Origin of the sequence: Dyadobacter pollutisoli, from assembly GCF_026625565.1 — a bacterium.
GTDB classification, from domain to species: domain Bacteria; phylum Bacteroidota; class Bacteroidia; order Cytophagales; family Spirosomataceae; genus Dyadobacter; species Dyadobacter pollutisoli.
In genome coordinates this window covers 2,378,286-2,397,053 of sequence record NZ_CP112998.1, presented here as the reverse complement: position 1 = coordinate 2,397,053, position 18,768 = coordinate 2,378,286, and the positions used below count along the sequence as shown (strand labels likewise).

The 18,768-nt window shown below is 44.9% G+C and carries 12 protein-coding genes; 10 read left to right on the top strand and 2 right to left on the bottom strand.

What is annotated here, in order from left to right; translation table 11 throughout:
• Positions 1–12: 12 nt before the first annotated feature.
• From ON006_RS09845 to trmB, 5 genes are all read left to right on the top strand, one after another.
• The gene (locus ON006_RS09845) at positions 13–1,683 is read left to right on the top strand and encodes a TonB-dependent receptor (RefSeq protein ID WP_244824318.1); all 1,671 of its coding nucleotides are present in this window, start codon (positions 13–15) and stop codon (positions 1,681–1,683) included.
• Positions 1,684–1,713: 30 nt separating this feature from the next.
• Entirely contained in the window at positions 1,714–2,799 is a 1,086-nt protein-coding gene (locus tag ON006_RS09840; protein ID WP_244824317.1) for an HU domain-containing protein, read from the top strand.
• Positions 2,800–2,902: 103 nt separating this feature from the next.
• On the top strand, positions 2,903–3,829 hold the full coding sequence (locus ON006_RS09835) for a hypothetical protein (RefSeq protein ID WP_244824316.1): 927 nt from the start codon (positions 2,903–2,905) through the stop codon (positions 3,827–3,829).
• Between the two features lie 7 nt (positions 3,830–3,836).
• Positions 3,837–5,135, top strand: coding sequence for a bifunctional folylpolyglutamate synthase/dihydrofolate synthase (locus ON006_RS09830; protein WP_244824315.1), 1,299 nt, complete (start codon positions 3,837–3,839; stop codon positions 5,133–5,135).
• Between the two features lie 20 nt (positions 5,136–5,155).
• Entirely contained in the window at positions 5,156–5,815 is a 660-nt protein-coding gene (gene trmB / locus ON006_RS09825; protein WP_244824314.1) for a tRNA (guanosine(46)-N7)-methyltransferase TrmB, read from the top strand.
• A gap of 76 nt (positions 5,816–5,891) precedes the next feature.
• On the opposite strand, the gene gap is transcribed toward trmB, so the two are convergent.
• On the bottom strand, positions 5,892–6,905 hold the full coding sequence (gene gap, locus ON006_RS09820; RefSeq protein ID WP_244824313.1) for a type I glyceraldehyde-3-phosphate dehydrogenase: 1,014 nt from the start codon (positions 6,903–6,905) through the stop codon (positions 5,892–5,894).
• A 401-nt stretch (positions 6,906–7,306) separates the two neighbouring features.
• Here gap and ON006_RS09815 point away from each other — a divergent pair, with 401 nt between their 5' ends.
• On the top strand, positions 7,307–8,122 hold the full coding sequence (locus ON006_RS09815; RefSeq protein ID WP_244824312.1) for a 2,3,4,5-tetrahydropyridine-2,6-dicarboxylate N-succinyltransferase: 816 nt from the start codon (positions 7,307–7,309) through the stop codon (positions 8,120–8,122).
• Positions 8,123–8,344: 222 nt separating this feature from the next.
• Positions 8,345–8,731, top strand: a complete 387-nt coding sequence (locus ON006_RS09810; protein WP_244824311.1) for a helix-turn-helix transcriptional regulator — start codon at positions 8,345–8,347, stop codon at positions 8,729–8,731.
• 43 nt (positions 8,732–8,774) lie between these two features.
• Here the strand turns inward: ON006_RS09810 and ON006_RS09805 are convergent, their stop codons facing one another.
• The gene (locus ON006_RS09805) at positions 8,775–10,682 is read right to left on the bottom strand and encodes a T9SS type B sorting domain-containing protein (protein ID WP_244824310.1); all 1,908 of its coding nucleotides are present in this window, start codon (positions 10,680–10,682) and stop codon (positions 8,775–8,777) included.
• Positions 10,683–11,096: 414 nt separating this feature from the next.
• Here ON006_RS09805 and ON006_RS09800 point away from each other — a divergent pair, with 414 nt between their 5' ends.
• From ON006_RS09800 to ON006_RS09790, 3 genes are all read left to right on the top strand, one after another.
• Positions 11,097–14,336: a SusC/RagA family TonB-linked outer membrane protein gene (locus tag ON006_RS09800; RefSeq protein ID WP_310590224.1), complete on the top strand. Its 3,240-nt coding sequence runs from the start codon at positions 11,097–11,099 to the stop codon at positions 14,334–14,336.
• An 11-nt stretch (positions 14,337–14,347) separates the two neighbouring features.
• Positions 14,348–15,856: a RagB/SusD family nutrient uptake outer membrane protein gene (locus ON006_RS09795; protein WP_244824309.1), complete on the top strand. Its 1,509-nt coding sequence runs from the start codon at positions 14,348–14,350 to the stop codon at positions 15,854–15,856.
• A 407-nt stretch (positions 15,857–16,263) separates the two neighbouring features.
• Positions 16,264–18,570, top strand: a complete 2,307-nt coding sequence (locus tag ON006_RS09790; RefSeq protein WP_244824374.1) for a DUF1549 domain-containing protein — start codon at positions 16,264–16,266, stop codon at positions 18,568–18,570.
• The last annotated feature ends 198 nt before the right edge of the window (positions 18,571–18,768 follow it).

Genomic DNA, 18,768 nt, shown 5'->3' with positions numbered 1-18,768 from the left:
ATCCAATTACACATGACGAATTCCAAAGCAATACGTTCTTCCATATTTTTATTGACACTGGGCTTTTCTTCCCAATTTGCTTTTGCCCAGAAGGGCGAAATCGAAAGTCAGACGTATGAAATCGTAAAGGAGAAAAGCATAGAATTTGCACCAGCCAACCGTGTATTTGACAAAGTGCAGCCGATACAGGGGGAAACGGGCAAGAAAAAGGTTGCTTACGAGATCATTGATCCGCAGATCAACATTTCATCTCCGAAACTGACTCCGAGCGTGGGCGTGTCTTCGGATGAAAAAGACAGACGCGACCAGCCAGACGTTCTTAACAACTATATCAAACTGGGCGGGGGGAACTATGGAAGGTTTCTGGGGGATGTTTTCGTAGGTGGAAGGCCCTCCGAGGACCTGGTGGTTACCTCACAGCTTAAACATTTGTCGGCTGCCAATGGTCCGGTGGACGGTAAGAATTCGGCCAGTGCGTCCACGAATGTCCGTGCCGGGTTGAAGTACATCCGGAGTAAGTACAAAGTAGAGGCAGCGCTCGATTACGACCGTAAAAACTACTATTTCTATGGTTACCAACCGCAGCCGGAAGGTGTTGTGGTGAACCGGGACACGATCCGGCAGACCATTAACCAGTTTGGTGCGAATCTGGGCTTTGAAAATACTGATGCTTCGGTGGCAGTTGATTACTCTGTTAAAACCAGTCTGCATACGCTGCGTGATCGCTACAATGCATCGGAGCTTGATTGGGGAACAAAAATAATGGGTGCGGTCCCTATTTCAGAATCATTTCATGCATTGCTGGAAGCGGACATGTTCATTTCCCAACGTGTCGATCGCCTTACTTACAATCGTAACCTGTTCCGGGTAAAGCCTACTTTTAAATATGCTACCGACATGTTTACGGTAACTGCCGGGTTGAATGCCGTTAACGAAACAGACAGCGAGCTGAATATTAACAGAACGAAAGCATATCCGGTGTTGAATGTGGATGTGACCCCATTTACGGGGCTGCATGTATTTGCGGGCTGGAACGGGGACATTGTTAGAAATACATTGAAAAGCATGCTTTCCGAAAATCAATGGTTGGGGCCTAATGTGCTGATCGTCAACACCGAGAAGACATCGGAAATAAGCGGTGGTGTTAAAGGAGAAACTTCATCGGGCTTTAACTACGAAGGTAAAGTAGCTTATACGCAGTACCATAATTTTTACAACTTTAACAACTCTTTGGCCGATAGCTCCAAGTTCTCGATCATATATGATACTGGCAAAACGAAGGTACTGACGATTTCGGCTCAGGCTGGGTACAACTACAATGATTTGTTCAAGACTTCCCTTAAAGCAAATTTCTTCGATTATGCGATGGGTTCAGTAGAAGAAGCATGGCACCGGCCAGACCTTACATTGAACTGGTTTAATGCTTTAACGATCAGCAAAAAATTGTTTGTAACAGCGGATTTTTACGTGTTGAGAGGAATAAAAGCGAAAAATTTTGAGAGCGGTGTGGTTACCAAATTGCCAGTTATTACCGACCTGAATTTTAAGATTGACTATCTGTTAACCAAGAACTTCTCTGTTTTTGTAGCCCTCAACAATGTGCTTGGGAAAAAGTATCAGCGGTACCAGTACTATCCGCAGCAGGGGTTAAACTTTATTGGAGGATTATCATTTTCTTTTTAACTTCGTTCAGTTAACGTCAAAAAATGCTTCATGATCGCAGTTGAAACCGTCATCCGTAAACTCATTGGTGAATATGAATTCGTCATTATACCAGGGTTTGGTGCTTTATTATCTCACCAGGTTCCTGCCATTTATGACAACAATTCAGGTTTTTTCTCACCACCTGTGAAGCGGTTGGCTTTCAATGAATATTTGAAACTGGATGATGGCTTGCTGGCCAATTATATTTCACGCCACGAGCAGGTAACGCATTCAGAAGCAGTTGATTATGTTAAAGTTTATACCGATAATCTGCGTTCAGGACTTGAATTTAATGGCCGTGCGTCGATCGCAGGCATTGGAGAGTTCATTAAGAATGTAGAGGGAAAATTGGTATTTGAACCGAAAACAGAAAAATACTTTAAGGACGAATGGTATGGTTTTCAAAAGGTTAAGGTAAAGCAGTTCGAGAAAAAAGCTTTAATCGCCGCAACCGAGCATACTTACGTGAATGACGATACTGTTGAAGTACTTGAACTGGAAGAAAACACAAGGAAGCCATTCCGGTGGACCAGCTGGGCCGCCGCCGCTGCGATCGCAGGGTTGCTTTGTGGATTGAGTTTCTTTTTGGTTAATTCAAATGGAGGTGATATCCAAAGCACGCTGAACCCATTCACGGAACTGTTCAGCAGCTTTAAAACTGAAAAGGAAGAACCTAAGAAGGAAATAGAGAAAGCTGAGGCGATCATTCTCCCTGAGGCAAGTACAGAGACATTACCAATCGTTTCAGATTCATCGATAAATGACGCTGCATTGGTAACTAAGGATTCGGCAGCCACTACGGTTTCAGAAGCACTTCCGCCGGTAAATGTGCCAGCAGTAACACCTGCTGAGCCTGCAACGGCTAATTTCTATGTGATCGCAGGTGCATTCAAAGGTTCGAAGCAGGCGAAAATTCTTCTGGCAGAATTACAGGCCAAGGGATTTACAGAAGCATTGATCTTACCCGGCGACAAGTTCAGCACGAAAGTAAAAGTTGCGATCGACGGATTTGAAAATGAGACAGATGCCTATCGCGCTTCCGCCAAGCTGAAATCGGTGATCGGAGAAGCTGGGTGGGTATTTAAAAAGAGATAGTCAAAACACAGCATAAACGAAGAGGAGGCACAATGCTTCCTCTTTTTGTTATATACGATTTTTTTTAATTTTACGTTTTCGAAGGGAAATTAACGCTGAAATAATGATCGAATTAGAGGCAGAAGACCGTCAGAGAATCGCCGTATCCTGGGCAATGTCCTTCGGAATTACCATTGCCATGCTTGGGCTGTTCTTCTTTATCCGTTTGAACAGTTCATTGCCAAAGGTAGCGCCCATGGAGCTGTTCGTGGAAGTGAACTATGGTACAAGCAAGGTGGGCAAAGGCGATGTGCAGACGTTCAATAAGCCAAACAATAGCAAGGTAGCCGAGAATATGAAGGCTGACGCGGACGAAGTAAAGAAAGTGAAGTCTATAGCGACACCTAAACCTACTCCTCCCACACCGCCTAAAATAGAGTCCCCAAAGCCAACCAAGACTGTTGCCGAGAAACCGGTAATCACTACCAAAGCGGAAAGTCCGGTTGAAGCACCTGAAAAGACTGATGTTAAAAAGTCAACAGGTGTAGAAAGTGCTTCGGCACCCGTAAGCAAGCCTGCACCTGAAAAAGCTGTTAATAAAGACGCATTGTTTACCAAGTCTTCCGGAAGCAAGTCGGGAAGCAATGGTACTACGGGCACAAAAAGCGGTATCGGAGGCAACAATAATGGGGATGATGCAGAAGGAGTAGGCGATAAGGGTTCCAAAAGCGGAAGCCTTTATGCCAAGACGTATAAGGGAGAAGGCGGCGGCGGGGGGACGGCGGTAGGATTGAACCTATCGGGATGGAGCTGGTCAAGAAGACCCGTTGTAGACGACAATTCCGACGCTACCGGCGATATTACATTCAAAATCACTGTGGATAGAAACGGTCGCGTCAAAAGTATCGTAACACAAAGTACAACCGTGACCGACTATGCCGTCGTGAACAAGTATAAGACGGCTGTGAGAGATCTTACATTTGTCTCAAAGTCCTCCAACGTTCCTGACGAATCGGTAGGAACGATCACATTCAAAATACGCTCTCGATAAGTTAAGAATGAACTATCAGGAAACATTGGATTACCTGTACAGCAGATTACCTGTTTTTCAGAATATAGGGGCCCGTGCTTTCAAGCCGGGCCTTCATACTACGAGGGAGCTGTGTAAATCGCTTGGAGACCCCCAAACTAAGTATCCAACGATCCACGTAGCCGGTACAAACGGGAAAGGAAGTACCTCCCACATGCTGGCCGCGATTCTCCAACAAGCTGGCTATCGGGTAGGATTGTATACATCACCTCATTTAAAGGACTTTAGAGAAAGAATACGTGTTGACGGTGGCTGCGTGGATGAAGAATTCATAGTAAAATTTACCAACGGTCAGAGATCTAACATTGATAGATTAAATCCTTCTTTCTTCGAAGTAACCGTTGCAATGGCATTTTCGTACTTTTTGGAAGCCAATGTGGATGTAGCGGTGATTGAAGTGGGTATGGGAGGCAGACTGGATTCGACTAATATAATCACGCCTGTTGTGTCGGTCATCACCAATATCAGCCTGGACCATACACAGTTTCTGGGGGATACGCTGGCAAAAATAGCTTCTGAAAAGGCAGGCATTATTAAGCCGGAGGTACCAGTAGTTGTCAGCGAATATCAGAATGAGGAAATTAGTGATGTGATTATCGATACCGCTGAGCAGCTGCATGCGCCAATTGTTTTCGGTTCGGAGAAATTTAACATACAAAAAGCGGGCACAGAAGCAGCAAAGCTACTTTTGCACGTCAATGAGGCAAGTGGCTCAGCGCCAGGCAAAGACTTACGTTTAGACCTTACCGGTTCATATCAGGTACATAATCTGGCGGGAGTGCTGGCGACGGTTGATGTCTTAAATTCGAAAGGCTGGAAGATCGAAGATTATGCGGTTGAGACTGCATTGGAATCGGTGATCAAACTGACTGGACTCAAAGGCAGGTGGCAGCAGCTTGGTACCAATCCTTTGATTTATTGTGATACCGCCCACAATACCGCGGGCCTGACTGAGACGATCAACCAGTTTGCAGGTATTGCGGCGGGACGCCGGCGTTTTGTGATTGGTTTCGTTGGAGATAAGGACATTACCACCATGCTCGGGTTATTCCCAGCCAATGCTGACTATTACTTTTGCGAACCATCAAATATGAGGGCATTAACTGCCGGAGATTTGCAGGCTATGGCTTTGAAACACGGTTTGAAGGGTGAACGTTATCCCGATGTGAATGCAGCCTTGAAGCAAGCAATTAAAGATTCAGTAGCTGAGGATGCCATTTACGTTGGCGGCAGTACCTTTGTGGTAGCGGATCTCGAACAACTATAAGTGATATTTTTAGATTAAGAATGGCAAGAAAGAAATTACATCATTACGAATTCAGTGCGAAGGCGGATAACGTGATCGAGGCGGGAAAGAGCCTGTATACAGAAGTAAAAGGGCAATGGAACAAGTTGTACTTTAATAACGAAAACCCAATTGTAGTAGAGCTGGCGTGTGGAAAGGGGGAGTATACGGTGGGATTAGGCAAGGTTTTTCCAGATAAGAACTTCATTGGAATGGACATTAAAGGTGATCGGATTGCCAGGGGGAGCTTCATGGCCACGGAACAAAACCTCCGGAATGTCGCTTTTTTGAGGGCAGGTATTCAGTATTCAAACGAGTTTTTTGATAAAGATGAGCTGAGTGAAATTTGGCTCATTCATCCTGATCCTCAGGTTCGCGACCGGGATGAGAACAAACGGCTGACTAATCCTGATTTTTTGAACAGATATGCGCATTATCTGCACAAGGACGGTTTGTTTTGTCTTAAAACTGACAGTACATTCTTGTATGATTACAGTCTGGAAACCATTAGCCAGTCGGGCAGGTTTCAGATTTTGGAACATACCGACGACCTTTATACGTCTCATTTGCTTGACGAGCATTTCGGTGTTAAAACACATTATGAAAGTATCTTCACGGCGAAGGGGCATACCATTAAATACATCAAAGCACAGTTGCTATAAAGAGAATGTTGCTGTAAAAGAAAACGCCCGTTTCGTCATAGGACCAAACGGGCGTTTTTTGTATCTGAGGTTACTACTACTTAGCGATAAGGCCAGCGAAATAGTAAACAGTTCTTACCAATTGAGACACGTATGACATTTCATTGTCGTACCAGCTAACAGTTCTAACGATCTGTGTTCCACCTACTTTCTGAACTCTTGTTTGAGTTGCATCAAACAGTGAGCCGTAGCTGATACCAATGATGTCGCTGCTCACGATTTCATCTTCGGTGTAGCCGTAGCTTTCGTTAGCAGCAGCTTTCATGGCAGCATTGATTTCTTCAACGCTTGTTTCTTTACCAAGAATAACTGTAAGTTCAGTCAACGAACCTGTAAGAGTTGGTACACGCTGAGCAGAACCGTCCAGTTTTCCTTTCAATGAAGGAAGAACCAATCCGATTGCTTTTGCAGCACCAGTACTGTTAGGAACGATGTTCTGGGCAGCAGCTCTTGCTCTTCTCAAATCACCTTTTGGATGTGGAGAATCCTGTGTGTTCTGATCGTTGGTGTAAGCGTGAATGGTCGTCATCAAACCATTTACGATACCGAATTGCTCTTCCAAAACCTGCGCCATAGGAGCTAGGCAGTTGGTTGTACAAGACGCCCCGCTGATAATTGTTTCAGTACCGTCAAGGATATCGTGGTTTACATTAAACACGATCGTTTTAAGATCGCCGGTAGCAGGAGCAGAGATTACTACTTTTTTCGCGCCGGCTTTGATGTGAGCGCTTGCAGATTCCTGGCTGGTGAAGAAACCAGTACATTCCAGAACTACATCCACGTCGTGTGATCCCCAGGGAATTTGAGCTGGGTCACGTTGCGCATATATCACAATATTTTCACCATTAACAACTACTGAATTGTCGGTTGATTTAACGTCAGCATCGAAACGGCCTTGTGCAGTATCATATTTAAGCAGGTGTGCTAATACTTTTGGACTGGTCAGATCATTAATGGCAACGATATCAATACCCTCCATGTTGTAAATCTGACGGTAAACAAGGCGACCGATGCGGCCAAATCCATTGATTGCAACTTTAACTTTTGACATATCTTGAATTGATTGGTTATTTCAGTCGCAATATTAATAAAAATGTAGGCGGTTTTAAAGAAACCTGCGAAAAATAGACCAACAAAGGCATTTGGATAATAATACTATAATATTTAGTAATTTAGGAGCGAAATACTAATAGTATAGGCATCGTTGGGTTCTTGTTTACTAATTAAATTAGTTTATATTCTTGTATATGATTTATGCTATATTCTAATCCTTCCTTATATTTGCCTTGCGGGGGCTTTTTTGTACTCTATCTCTGTCAAAATTTACTAGTTAAATCGTTCAGGTATTCTTGCTTCTACTACCGTAATTAAACCAGGTAAAAAATTCGAATTAACACGTAACTAGCTTATAATAACCAAGTTAAATATATTTCATTAATTAATTACTTAAACATGAGTTTCGCAGATCAAATAGAATCTTACTGGACAAACCGGGAACTTTTAAAGGAAGATTCAGCAAAGAACTACATTAAGGATATCATAGAAGAAGTTGATAAGGGAAGGATCCGGGTGGCCGAACCTCAGGAAGATGGTAGCTGGCTGGTAAACGAAGCGCTAAAAAAGGCGATCATTCTTTATTTCCCAATCCAGCAGATGCAAATTAGCGAGGTTGGCATCTTTGAATACCATGATAAAATGAAATTGAAGACCGGCTACGACAAACTCGGCGTTAGGGTAGTACCACCGGCAGTAGCAAGATACGGCGCATATATATCAAAAGGAGTTGTGTTGATGCCTTCGTACGTCAACATTGGTGCATATATAGATGAAGGAACCATGGTGGATACCTGGGCGACTGTGGGAAGCTGTGCGCAGATCGGGAAAAATGTACACCTTAGCGGTGGAGTAGGGATCGGTGGAGTGCTGGAACCAGTTCAGGCATCACCGGTGATCGTGGAAGATGGCGCATTCATTGGATCACGCTGCATCGTTGTAGAAGGCGCTCACATTGGTAAAAGAGCCGTTTTAGGGGCTGGCGTTACCATTACAGGCAGTTCCAAGATCATCGACGTAACAGGAAGCGAGCCAGTAGAATACAAAGGTTTTGTTCCGGCCGACTCTGTGGTTATCCCTGGAACATTGCCAAAACAGTTCGCTGCCGGTACCTATCACGTTCCTTGCGCATTGATCATTGGTAAGAGAAAGCCAAGTACAGATCTTAAAACTTCACTGAACGACGCGCTGAGAGAAAATCACGTAGCCGTTTAGAAAAGTAAATCCATACAAAATGCAGAAGGCGGTACATTGTGCCGTCTTTTTTTGTTTTATGCTTTAAATAGACAGAATGAGCCTATTTACATTAATATATCGCTCAAACGCATGTAGTTAACATTAATAAATCTCTGAAATTTATTTAATTAAACTGTTTTCCTGATTTACTTATTTAAATAATGTATTACATTTGTAACTACATTGTATGAATGAGCCTATATGGATTTAAGTGAGAAAATTAAACAGATACTGATTGACAAAAATATTACGCCATCGCTCTTTGCAGATGAGATTGGTATCCAGCGTTCCAGCATGTCCCACATATTGGCCGGAAGGAATAAGCCAAGCCTGGACATTGTGCAGAAAATTATCAAGCGATATCCCGATCTTGGAATAACCTGGATACTAGACGATGATGTGCTACCGGTGGCCATTCCAACCCCTCAAACCGCCCCGCCAGAATTGCGTAAAAAAAATGTTGCGGTAACTCATCCGGTACAGGAAAACGTGCAGAAACCAAAACCGGAGCCAAAACAGGAGAAGCAGATTGAGAAAGTACTGATTTTCTATTCAGATGGCACTTTTCAGGAGTTCAAAAACGCTTAATTAACAGCGTTAAATATTTTGTTATTATTAAAACATACCCCAATTACTTCAAAAGCGTAATAGTGCCTATGACTTCTGTTTCGGGAGTTCTAATAAGGTATGGGTAACTACCAGGGGGAACCGGCTCATTTTGATAGGTGCCGTCCCAGGGTTTATCATACCCGGAAGAATTGAATATCACTTGTCCCCAACGGTTATAGATCCGCATTTCGACGATCTGCTCCTTAGAGTTAAATATTTCGAAGGTATCATTCACTCCGTCGCGATTAGGTGAAAATGCAGTGGGAATGTGCATTTTGTCAATCACAAAAACCAGTACCGCGGCTTCTGCGACACAACCATTCGCCGACTCGACAGTCAGTTTATATAACGTTTCTGTCATTGGCTGCACGGTAGCCTCCATTTGATTGGAAGGCGAAACCAGACCTTGCGGCGGAGACCATTCATAAATATAGCTACCCGTCAAAGGCAGTACCATCGGGGAAAGCTTTGTTTTCGAGCCTTCTACTACACCTTTTCTATCCGGCAGTGAAACAGACAATGCCTCCTTGCTGATCATAATCGTATCATTACCGCTGCATCCTTTTACTTCGTTGGTAATGCGCAGCGTGTAGGTACCCGCCTCGGTAATCTGCAATGTCGGAGATATAGCTGCTAAAATTACATTATCCCTGCTCCATTGAATAGCCTGGCCGGCTGGAATATTACCACCATTCGCTTGCAGATCCAGCGATTCGCCTTCACAAATAACTTCTTTCAGCGCCGAAATAGCAGCGTCTATTGGCGGTGCGAAATGGGCATGTACTACAAGCGAAGTCGTATCCCGTGAACATTTTTTGGTATAACTCTTCACAACCGAATACTGCCCTGAATCTTTTACCATAATGCTTGAACCGTCTTCACCGGGAATATTTGATCCATTGAGCTGCCACTGATAAGCCCAGTCATTCGAACTCTCCGTTTTCAACTCGATGGGACTTTCGGGGCAGAAAGATACTTGTGTCACCGGCTGTTCTGCGAGCGTAATCACAGGCTGTTCAGGCAGGTCATCATTGCAATCGATTACGAGCAGCTGAAAGTCCCGCCTGATGAGCCCGATTCGCTTACCGTTCCGATACTCCTCACATTGAACCGTGAATACATACAAACCAATGCGATTGGCATTCACGGTAAGTTGTCCGGTACTACTGACTTTCAATGGAGTTGAACCCGGAATCACATTGGAGAGAGAGATGCCCGTTGACCAGGTAATCAGCGGATAACTACTTTTAAAAACATCAGTACCGTAAGGCTGGTTGGAATCAGTTGTTCCGCGCATGGGTGTTACTAACGAGTATCTGAGCTCGTCCCCATCGGCGTCGGTCGCGGCCATACTCATGGAAAAGGGTCTGTTGCTACAAATGTACTGCCCGTTTGGCGCGACAAATTCAGGGGAAGAATTGGCAACTGAGACCGGCGGGAATTCCAGGTAGAATACCATTCCATTGTCCCCCGGCTCGGTAATGTTATTGATATCATCATTACGGCAGCAGCGCTCCCAGGCAATGTAGTAGCCTTCCGGGTCGCTGTAACGCTGGGAGCTGAGGCTAACTGTTCCCTTATATATTCCAATAATCGTGTTAAGTGACCTGCTGCTGGCGCAGGCCTTATTTTGGTAGCTGATCGAGTGCGAATTGACGTAGTTGACGGTAATCTTTTCGACAAGATTGTTATTCTTTTTGCGGTAAACGAAGAGGTCAGCTTTGGAGTCCCGGTTTCCGGTGGTATTCGGCGTAGGGATAATGAGGTTATTTTGGTCCCAGAACTGGATAAGCGTAATCTCAAAGGTGCCTGCGCTGCCAGTACGCTGCATCTGAAGTTCCCCGCCGACAATGTGGTTTGCGTTGGTGTACAGCGTAAATCCAATTACCAGCGATAGAATAAGTACTATACGTTGTAACAATTTCTTCATCGGTTAAATGGCTGACATTTTTGCACATCTTATAAAATTAATCATTCCAGTTGCAAATGCCGGATTAAGTTTTCAAAAATTTTGTGTGAAGCAAAAGTTAAACTAAATGTGTCTTCAATACAATTTTCATTGAATACCGGACACAGCAGGATAGTCCGCCCTACAAATACCTATACTTTTCCACAATAAAACTATTCGAATCATAAATTGTACTTATTAAGTAATGAAATTTTTCCTTACTAACTACTGACCTTACAATTCCTTATTCGTCAGCAGATTATATATGTTCTCAATCGCAAATCCTTTTTCTCAACATTTCACCTAAACCCATCATATATATGGCTCCATAAACAGCAAATGTCAATCTCTTAAATTCAGTTGTATCACATTTTCAACTACCAAACCCCTAAGCTTATGAATCAATCTCGACAATTGAAACTCGGCACCAATCTGCGATCATTCGGTAAAATAATGGTCGGACAGCTGTGCCTAAGTATGTCACTCGCCGCACTCACCCAGGCGGGAACAGTCAAATATCTATTACACGACCCGGTAACAATTACGATAGACCGGACTATTAAAGGAAAAGTAAGTGACGACAACGGACTGGCACTGCCAGGTGTGAGTGTGGTTCTCAAAGGGTCCAGCACCGGAACGGTGACGGATTCGGATGGTTCTTACTCGCTTAACATTCCCGAATCCGGCACTAATATTTTGGTTTTCTCCTTCGTCGGGTACGTACCAAAAGAGATTACAGTGGGAAATCAGACGTCTTTGAACATCGAACTAGCCGTGGATACCAAAGCATTGGAAGAAGTAGTGGTGGTAGGGTATGGTACCCAGCGCAAACGAGATATCACCTCAGCCGTTTCCGTTATTAATATCGATGACATTGGCGAAGTTCCTAAATCCAATGTTACCCGTATGATCCAGGGGCAAGCTCCGGGTGTGATCATCAAACAAAAAAGCGGAACGCCAGGTCAGCAATTCGAAGTAAAAGTGCGTGGTATCAGCTCACTGGGAGCCGGCAGTGATCCATTGTATGTAATCGACGGGTTCCCGGTTGGTATTTCAGTTGGCCAAAACCTAAACCCGAACGATATCGAGACTATTTCGGTATTGAAAGATGCGGCCTCTACCGCCATCTATGGTGCCCGCGGATCGAATGGTGTGGTTTTGATCACGACCAAGTCGGCCAAAGAAGGTAAAACCAGCCTGAACGTGTCATTCGATTACGGCGTGCAGAATATTCCGGAGTCCAGAAAAACAAAGGTTTTGAATGGCCCTGATTTTGCCCAGTTTTTGAGGGAAGTCTACATTGGCAGGTTTTTAATTAACCCAAAATACATGAGGCTGCCTACCGAGGAAGAGATACCCATTGATTTCCGCAATCCAAAGGACACCAAGTATTCGACGAACTGGTTTGACCTGATCCTCCATAACAATGCGCCTTACAAAGATGTGAACGTGACATTGTCTTCCGGAAAAGGACCTATTAAATCGGTAGTGTCGATGGGTTATTATAAAGAAGATGGCTCGCTTCAATACACGGGTTATGACCGCGCTTCCGTGCGTACGAACCTTTTTGGTGAAGTCAACAAGGTGATCAGCATGGGGATGAATGTCGCTGGTAGCTATTCCAGATCAAACCTGGCGAGTACCGACGGCCGGAGTGCATTGGTGGGCTTAACACTGATCAGTGACCCACGTCGGCCAGCCTATGATGAAAAAGGCGAACTGATCCCTTACCACAATGGTGTCGGTGACATTTTTGGGTTTCCAAATCCATTGTATGTCCTTAAAACTGTAAAACGGAACCGGAACATTGCCGACGTGCTCGCCAATGGATACGTTGAATTGAATATCGCACCAGGCCTGAAATTCAGGTCGTCTGTCAATGCAAAGATCAATTACAATACTTATAAGGAGTTTGTGCCGTCGACGATCGGGAATGCAATTGCTACCGGTAGTAACGGAGCCCCTCCGCGTATTGCAACAGAAAGGGACGATTCGGAAGAACTGCGCAACTATGCAGCTGACCAATTGCTGACTTATAACCGGATTGTAGGCGAAAATCACCACTTTGACGCAATGCTGGGTTATTCGGCTCAGCAGGAAACAATTAAGGGTTTGTACGGTTCTGCCAATACATTTCCGGACGATTTGGCTCCATATCTGGGCAATGCGACTATCCGGTCGTCCAACTCCATTGAAAGAAAATGGACCATGATCGCTTATCTGGCGAGGTTTAACTACTCGTTCAAGGACAAGTATTTGTTCTCTGCCACTTATCGGAGAGAGGGCAGTTCCCGATTCAGTGAAGGTCACCAGTTTGGTAATTTCCCCGCAGCGTCCATTGGATGGAGACTTTCGGAAGAATCATTTATTCCAAAAGCTACATGGCTTACCGATCTGAAACTGAGAGCTAGCTGGGGTATGACTGGTAACAACAGCTATCAGGTAAGCGCCAACAACAACTTTGGTATCGGACAGAATGCCGGCGACGATGGTAACTACGCAAGTTTGTCTTTCCTCGGCCTGAACAACTACGTGTTTAACAACACATTGGCTCCCGGAAAAGTGGTAACCCGCTACGCAAACTCTGAGCTGACCTGGGAAAAATCAAACCAGACTGACATTGGTTTCGATTTGGCGACATTCAATAACAAACTGGTCTTCACATTTGAGTACTACAAGAAGATCACAGACGATATGTTGCTTCCTTACAGCATTCCAGCAGTTTCAGGCTTTACTTCTACATTGAAAAACCTGGGTAAAGTCCAGAACAAAGGGATAGAGCTGGCAGTACAATACCGTGTCAAAATCGGTCAGGTAAACTTGCGGACCAATGCCAACATTACATTCAACCGTAACAAAGTACTCGCGATCCGTGGCCAGAACGACTTCATTTTGCAGGGAAGCCAGTACGGTGGATATAACATTCAGCAGGTTGGTCGTCCTATCGGTATGATTTTCGGATACAAAAAACTGGGCATCTTCAATACCAAAGAAGAAATCGCCCAGGCTCCATTGCAAGAAGGAGCAGTACCAGGCGCTATGAAATTTGCTGATTTGCATGGTGCTGCCGATGGCGGACCAGACGGAATTGTTTCCTACGACACGAAGGACATGACCGAAATCGGTAACCCGAACCCTAAATTCAACTGGGCATGGACTGTGGGCGCTGATTACAGAATGTTCGATTTCAGCGTGTTGCTGATGGGCGCATACAAGTTTGATGTGTACCGGAACATTGAAGCCTCCACCATGAATATGGACGGCGTGTTCAATGTGTTGGAAAAAGCCAAAGACCGTTGGAGATCTCCTGAAAACCCAGGCTCGAACCCGGACGCTAAAAATTCGCAGGGCGGAACGGATTATTTCAAATGGTCGCGTGAAAGTAGCGAGCGTTACGTATACGATGGTACCCACACCTGGATCAAAAACGTAACAATTGGCTACACACTTCCCAAATTTAAAGGAGTGTTTTCTGATGCCCGCATCTTCATTAACGCAGCTAACTTACTGATCATCACCAAATATCCGGGCAATAACCCCGACGCCGGTGTAAGGGGCGGAACCGAGCTGAACAATGACGACGAATCATATCCGGTTCCGAGAACCTATTCTGCTGGAATAAAAGTTAACTTCTAAATCTGACGGAAATGAAAAATATAACCGCAATAGGAATAATGATCATAGGACTGCTGCAATCTTCATGCAGCGAGGATTTCCTCAACCAGTCGGATCCAACCAAAGTAGGGGTAAACCTATTCTATAAAAACGAGGCGCAGGTGAAACAAGCGCTGAATGGTGTATATGGAGCTGTCCAGAGCCTTAATAACAATGCCTACATTTTCGGAGAGTTTCAAACCGACAACACGACCGTCGACCTGAACCCGTCGGACCGGGGTGGCGCTGGCGGCTGGGAAGCATTTGAATTCTCAACGGTCAATTCCGGCAACGGTGAGATAGCGAATTTGTGGAACGGCTACTATGCTGCGCTATACAATACAAATCTCACATTGGAAAAACTGGCGGAAGCGACGATAGACGAAGCTCCTAAAAAAGAAGTCGAAGGACAACTCAAATTCCTGAGGGCCTATATGTTCTTCAATCTGGTGCAGTACTTCGGTGATATCGTGATCGTTACTTCCACATTTGACACACCGGACGAAGCATTTGAGCTGGTACGGTCTCCGCAGACGGAAGTTTGGGCTCAGATTGAAAAAGATCTGAAAGAAGCCGTTGCATTATTACCAGCCAAGTATGCCAATGCCGCCGACAAAGGCCGTGCGACCAAAGGAGCCGCGTTGAGCCTTTTAGGAAAAAGCTATCTGATCAACAAGAAGTACGCCGAAGCTATTGCCACATTAAAAGAGGTTACCACACTCGGATATGCTCTTAATGCAAACTATGCTAATAATTTTGATCCTTCTGCCGCCAAAAAAAATGGCCCGGAATCGATTTTTGAAATTCAGTACCAGGGCGATAATGACCTCGGCGAATGGAGCAACTTTGAATATGTTTTTGCACCTCGGGTTTCCAAAGGTGCGGTCACAGGGTATGCGGCCGGTGCAAACGGAGGAAGGAATGCACCAACCAATGATATCATGGCTGCTTACGAAAAAGGCGACCTGCGCAAGGATATCTCGCTGAAACCTGATTTCACGCTAGACGGCAAGCTGTACCCCGTTCCATACGTAAGCAAGTACAACTATCCCCACACGATCGTGAACCGTACCAATACCAACTGGCCAATTCTGCGCTATGCGGATGTACTCCTCATGCTGGCGGAAGCTACCAACGAGCAAACCGGCCCGACGGCGGAAGCGCTTGATTACGTGAACCAGATCCGTAAACGTGCCGGACTTGCTAACCTGACTTTGCCAGGAAAAGCAGAATTCAGAACGGCTATCCTGAAAGAGCGGAGATTAGAACTCGCATTTGAAAACCATCGCTGGTTTGATCTGAAAAGAACCAAAACCCCGGCAGAATGGGCGGCTTTCATGAATGCGCACGGATTGGCAGAACGCGCCAAGCCAACGATTGACAGAGGAGCGGTACCGTTTAACTCTACGGACTATGTGTACACAGAGAATGAGTACTTCCTGCCAATACCTGCCCCTCAGATCCTGATCAATGCTAAACTGACCCAGAATCCGGGATATTGAGCAATGAGATCAGCTGATCTAAGTTTTAAATTTTCGATAAGGAGAAACATTGAAATATATGTTTCTCCTTATAAAGTTTATAACTTAACTATTAGAAAATTCGTTACTTTACTAATAATATATTTGCAAATCTGTCTTTACAAAATGTTTTCGCATTGCTAAGTTTTAAAACTCCCTCTCATTTATTTCCCGAGAACATCTTCGCCGATCACGGAAATTTTAAAGAAAATCGTGAAAAACAAATAACGCTAAAACCAAGACAGAGCAGGACAGTAGGCTCTTGCAATCATTCTAGTATTGTAATATCAATTTGCATAAACCTACCCAAAACCCCTTAACCACTAATCCCTTATATTGTGTTACTCCAAGCAACTGAAACTTTCTGGCTTTGGCAATTTTTAGGTCGGCTGCATCCCTTGCTCGTTCATTTTCCAATCGGGCTGCTGCTGGTCGCATTGTTATTTGAACTAATTGACTGGAAACGTAAATCAACCGGTTTGCGTGACGCCACAAAAATACTTACCTGGGTAGGCGCCGGAAGCGCCGTATTCGCTGTGATATTCGGCCTGCTGCTCGCCAGCTCCGAAGAAGCCAGTGGCGACAGTCTGGAAATCCACCGCTGGGCAGGAATTGCAACCATGACCCTGGCCATTCTCGCAACATTATCCCTTCGCTCGGGAAACCGCAGCCTGTACCGGTCACTATTAATGGTGACAGTATTCGGCGTTTCATTGGCGGGACATTATGGCGCGATGCTCACCCATGGCGACGATTATCTTACCAGCGTACTGCCGTCGTCCGAAGAAAAACCGGCGGAAGGTGCCGGCGAGCCGGATTTTGTACTGACCAATAACGGTGCATTGAATCCTCAGCAAGTTCAGGACCTGAATGTTGAAGTCCGGACCATTCTTGCACACAACTGTTACAGTTGCCACAGCGAAACCAAAACCAAAGGCAAACTGAGGCTCGACAGCAAAGAAGCCATTATGAAAGGTGGCGAAGACGGTGTGATCGTTATTCCTAACCATCCCGATAAAAGCGAGATGATCCGGAGAATATCATTGCCAAAAGGCCATAAGGAAGCAATGCCAACCAAAGGCAAGCGACTGACTGAAAGAGAAGTTAATGTGCTCAAATTTTGGATCGAGAAAGGCGCTTTGTGGCCTGACGGGAAAGAAAAGAGCATTTATCGCGTCGCAGAACTTGCTCCACGCACGCCGGTGGTACCTGCACCTACGGGAGATCTGGTCAAACCTGTCGATCTGTTTGTCAATGCCTATTTTCAAAAGAACAAATTAGGCTGGAAGCCTGCGGTAAATGATCGAATTTACATTAGAAGGGTTTATCTCGACATTATCGGCCTCATCCCAACTCCCGAGCAGGTAGAAGCATTTGTAGCCGATGCTCGTCCTGACAAAAGAGAACTACTTGCCAAAGAACTCCTCAGCCGTAATGACGACTACGCACAGCATTGGATGTCGTTCTGGAATGACGCGCTTCGGAATGACTACACAGGTACCGGCTACATTACCGGCGGAAGGTTCGACATTACCAAATGGCTTTATACTTCCCTGGAAACGAACAAACCTTATAACTGGTTCGTGAAAGAACTGATCAGCCCGACAAAAGAATCAGAAGGGTTTATCAAAGGCATTAAATGGAGAGGAACGATCAATTCCAGCCAGCGTACTGAAATGCAGGCTGCCCAAAATGTGTCGCAGGTTTTTCTCGGGCTAAACCTGAAATGCGCTTCCTGCCACGATAGCTTCATCAGCGACTGGAAACTGGCCGACTCTTACGCTTTTGCCAATATATTCGCCGATACGCTTTTAGAAATCAATCGCTGCGACAAGCCTACCGGTAAAATAGCAGGCACCAAAATGCTCTTCCCCGAACTGGGCGAGATCAGCGTTGATGTAAGTACTGAAAAACGTCTTCGCCAGCTGGCAGATTTTCTGGTACAGCCAAAGGATGGACGTTTGTACCGCACGGTGGTCAACAGAGTCTGGGCACAGCTGCTGGGACGCGGTATCGTGGAGCCGGTGGATATGATGGATAACCTGCCTTGGAGCGGGGACCTGCTCGATTGGCTGGCTTCCGATTTTGTCGCCAATGGTTATGACATGAAAAAATTGATTTTCACCATTGTCACTTCCAAGACCTATCAGCTGCCTTCGTCATCAGTGAAAGAAGCAAGCGACATCATGGCTAACGATTACAAGTTTACCGGTATGATCAGAAGGCGACTTACCGCTGAGCAGTTTTCCGATGCGATCAGTTCCGCATTCAATCCCATGTATCCTGACTCGGCTGTGGTATACAAACGACTACCGGAAGGTTTCCAAAGCCGCCTTCCTTTTGCACGTGCCGCATTTGTTCAAAACGATCCGTTCCTTACTTCATTAGGCAGGCCAAACCGCGAAACCGTCAGTACAAGCAGGACCTCGCAGGCCAACTTATTGCAGGCACTGGAACTAACAAATGGTAGCAAGTTTACAGAGAACCTCAAAGCCGGTTCGAAAAAATGGAGGGCGAAATACCCGACGTCCGACTCGCTGGTAACCGAGCTTTACAGGAAAGCATTGGGTCGCGATCCATTGCCAAAAGAGCTGGCCTCGGCCGTCAAAATCCTTGGCCCGAGCCCGAGCGAAGAAAGCATACAGGATCTGGTTTGGGCGATCGCGCTCGTTCCGGAATTCCAGCTTATTTATTAAATGGATTGAATGTAGCATTCATTTAATAAATAAGTGCCAAATTAAAAGCTATAAAAGACCAGTACATATAAATACAATTAAAATTAATTAAAAGAAAAATAAATAAAATACATTTAATTAATACTAAAAGTATTTAAAGGTTACTGCTAAAAAAAGAATTAAAGTATTGTAAATCAGCATTTTTAAAATATTAATACG

Excerpts from the sequence above, each read along its gene's own strand:
- ON006_RS09805 (WP_244824310.1), bottom strand. The coding sequence starts at position 10,682 with ATGAAGAAATTGTTACAACGTATAGTACTTATTCTATCGCTGGTAATT.
- trmB (WP_244824314.1), top strand. The coding sequence starts at position 5,156 with ATGGCAAGAAAGAAATTACATCATTACGAATTCAGTGCGAAGGCGGAT.
- ON006_RS09840 (WP_244824317.1), top strand. The coding sequence starts at position 1,714 with ATGATCGCAGTTGAAACCGTCATCCGTAAACTCATTGGTGAATATGAA.
- gap (WP_244824313.1), bottom strand. The coding sequence starts at position 6,905 with ATGTCAAAAGTTAAAGTTGCAATCAATGGATTTGGCCGCATCGGTCGC.
- ON006_RS09795 (WP_244824309.1), top strand. The coding sequence starts at position 14,348 with ATGAAAAATATAACCGCAATAGGAATAATGATCATAGGACTGCTGCAA.
- ON006_RS09810 (WP_244824311.1), top strand. The coding sequence starts at position 8,345 with ATGGATTTAAGTGAGAAAATTAAACAGATACTGATTGACAAAAATATT.
- ON006_RS09845 (WP_244824318.1), top strand. The coding sequence starts at position 13 with ATGACGAATTCCAAAGCAATACGTTCTTCCATATTTTTATTGACACTG.
- ON006_RS09835 (WP_244824316.1), top strand. The coding sequence starts at position 2,903 with ATGATCGAATTAGAGGCAGAAGACCGTCAGAGAATCGCCGTATCCTGG.
- ON006_RS09800 (WP_310590224.1), top strand. The coding sequence starts at position 11,097 with ATGAATCAATCTCGACAATTGAAACTCGGCACCAATCTGCGATCATTC.
- ON006_RS09830 (WP_244824315.1), top strand. The coding sequence starts at position 3,837 with ATGAACTATCAGGAAACATTGGATTACCTGTACAGCAGATTACCTGTT.
- ON006_RS09815 (WP_244824312.1), top strand. The coding sequence starts at position 7,307 with ATGAGTTTCGCAGATCAAATAGAATCTTACTGGACAAACCGGGAACTT.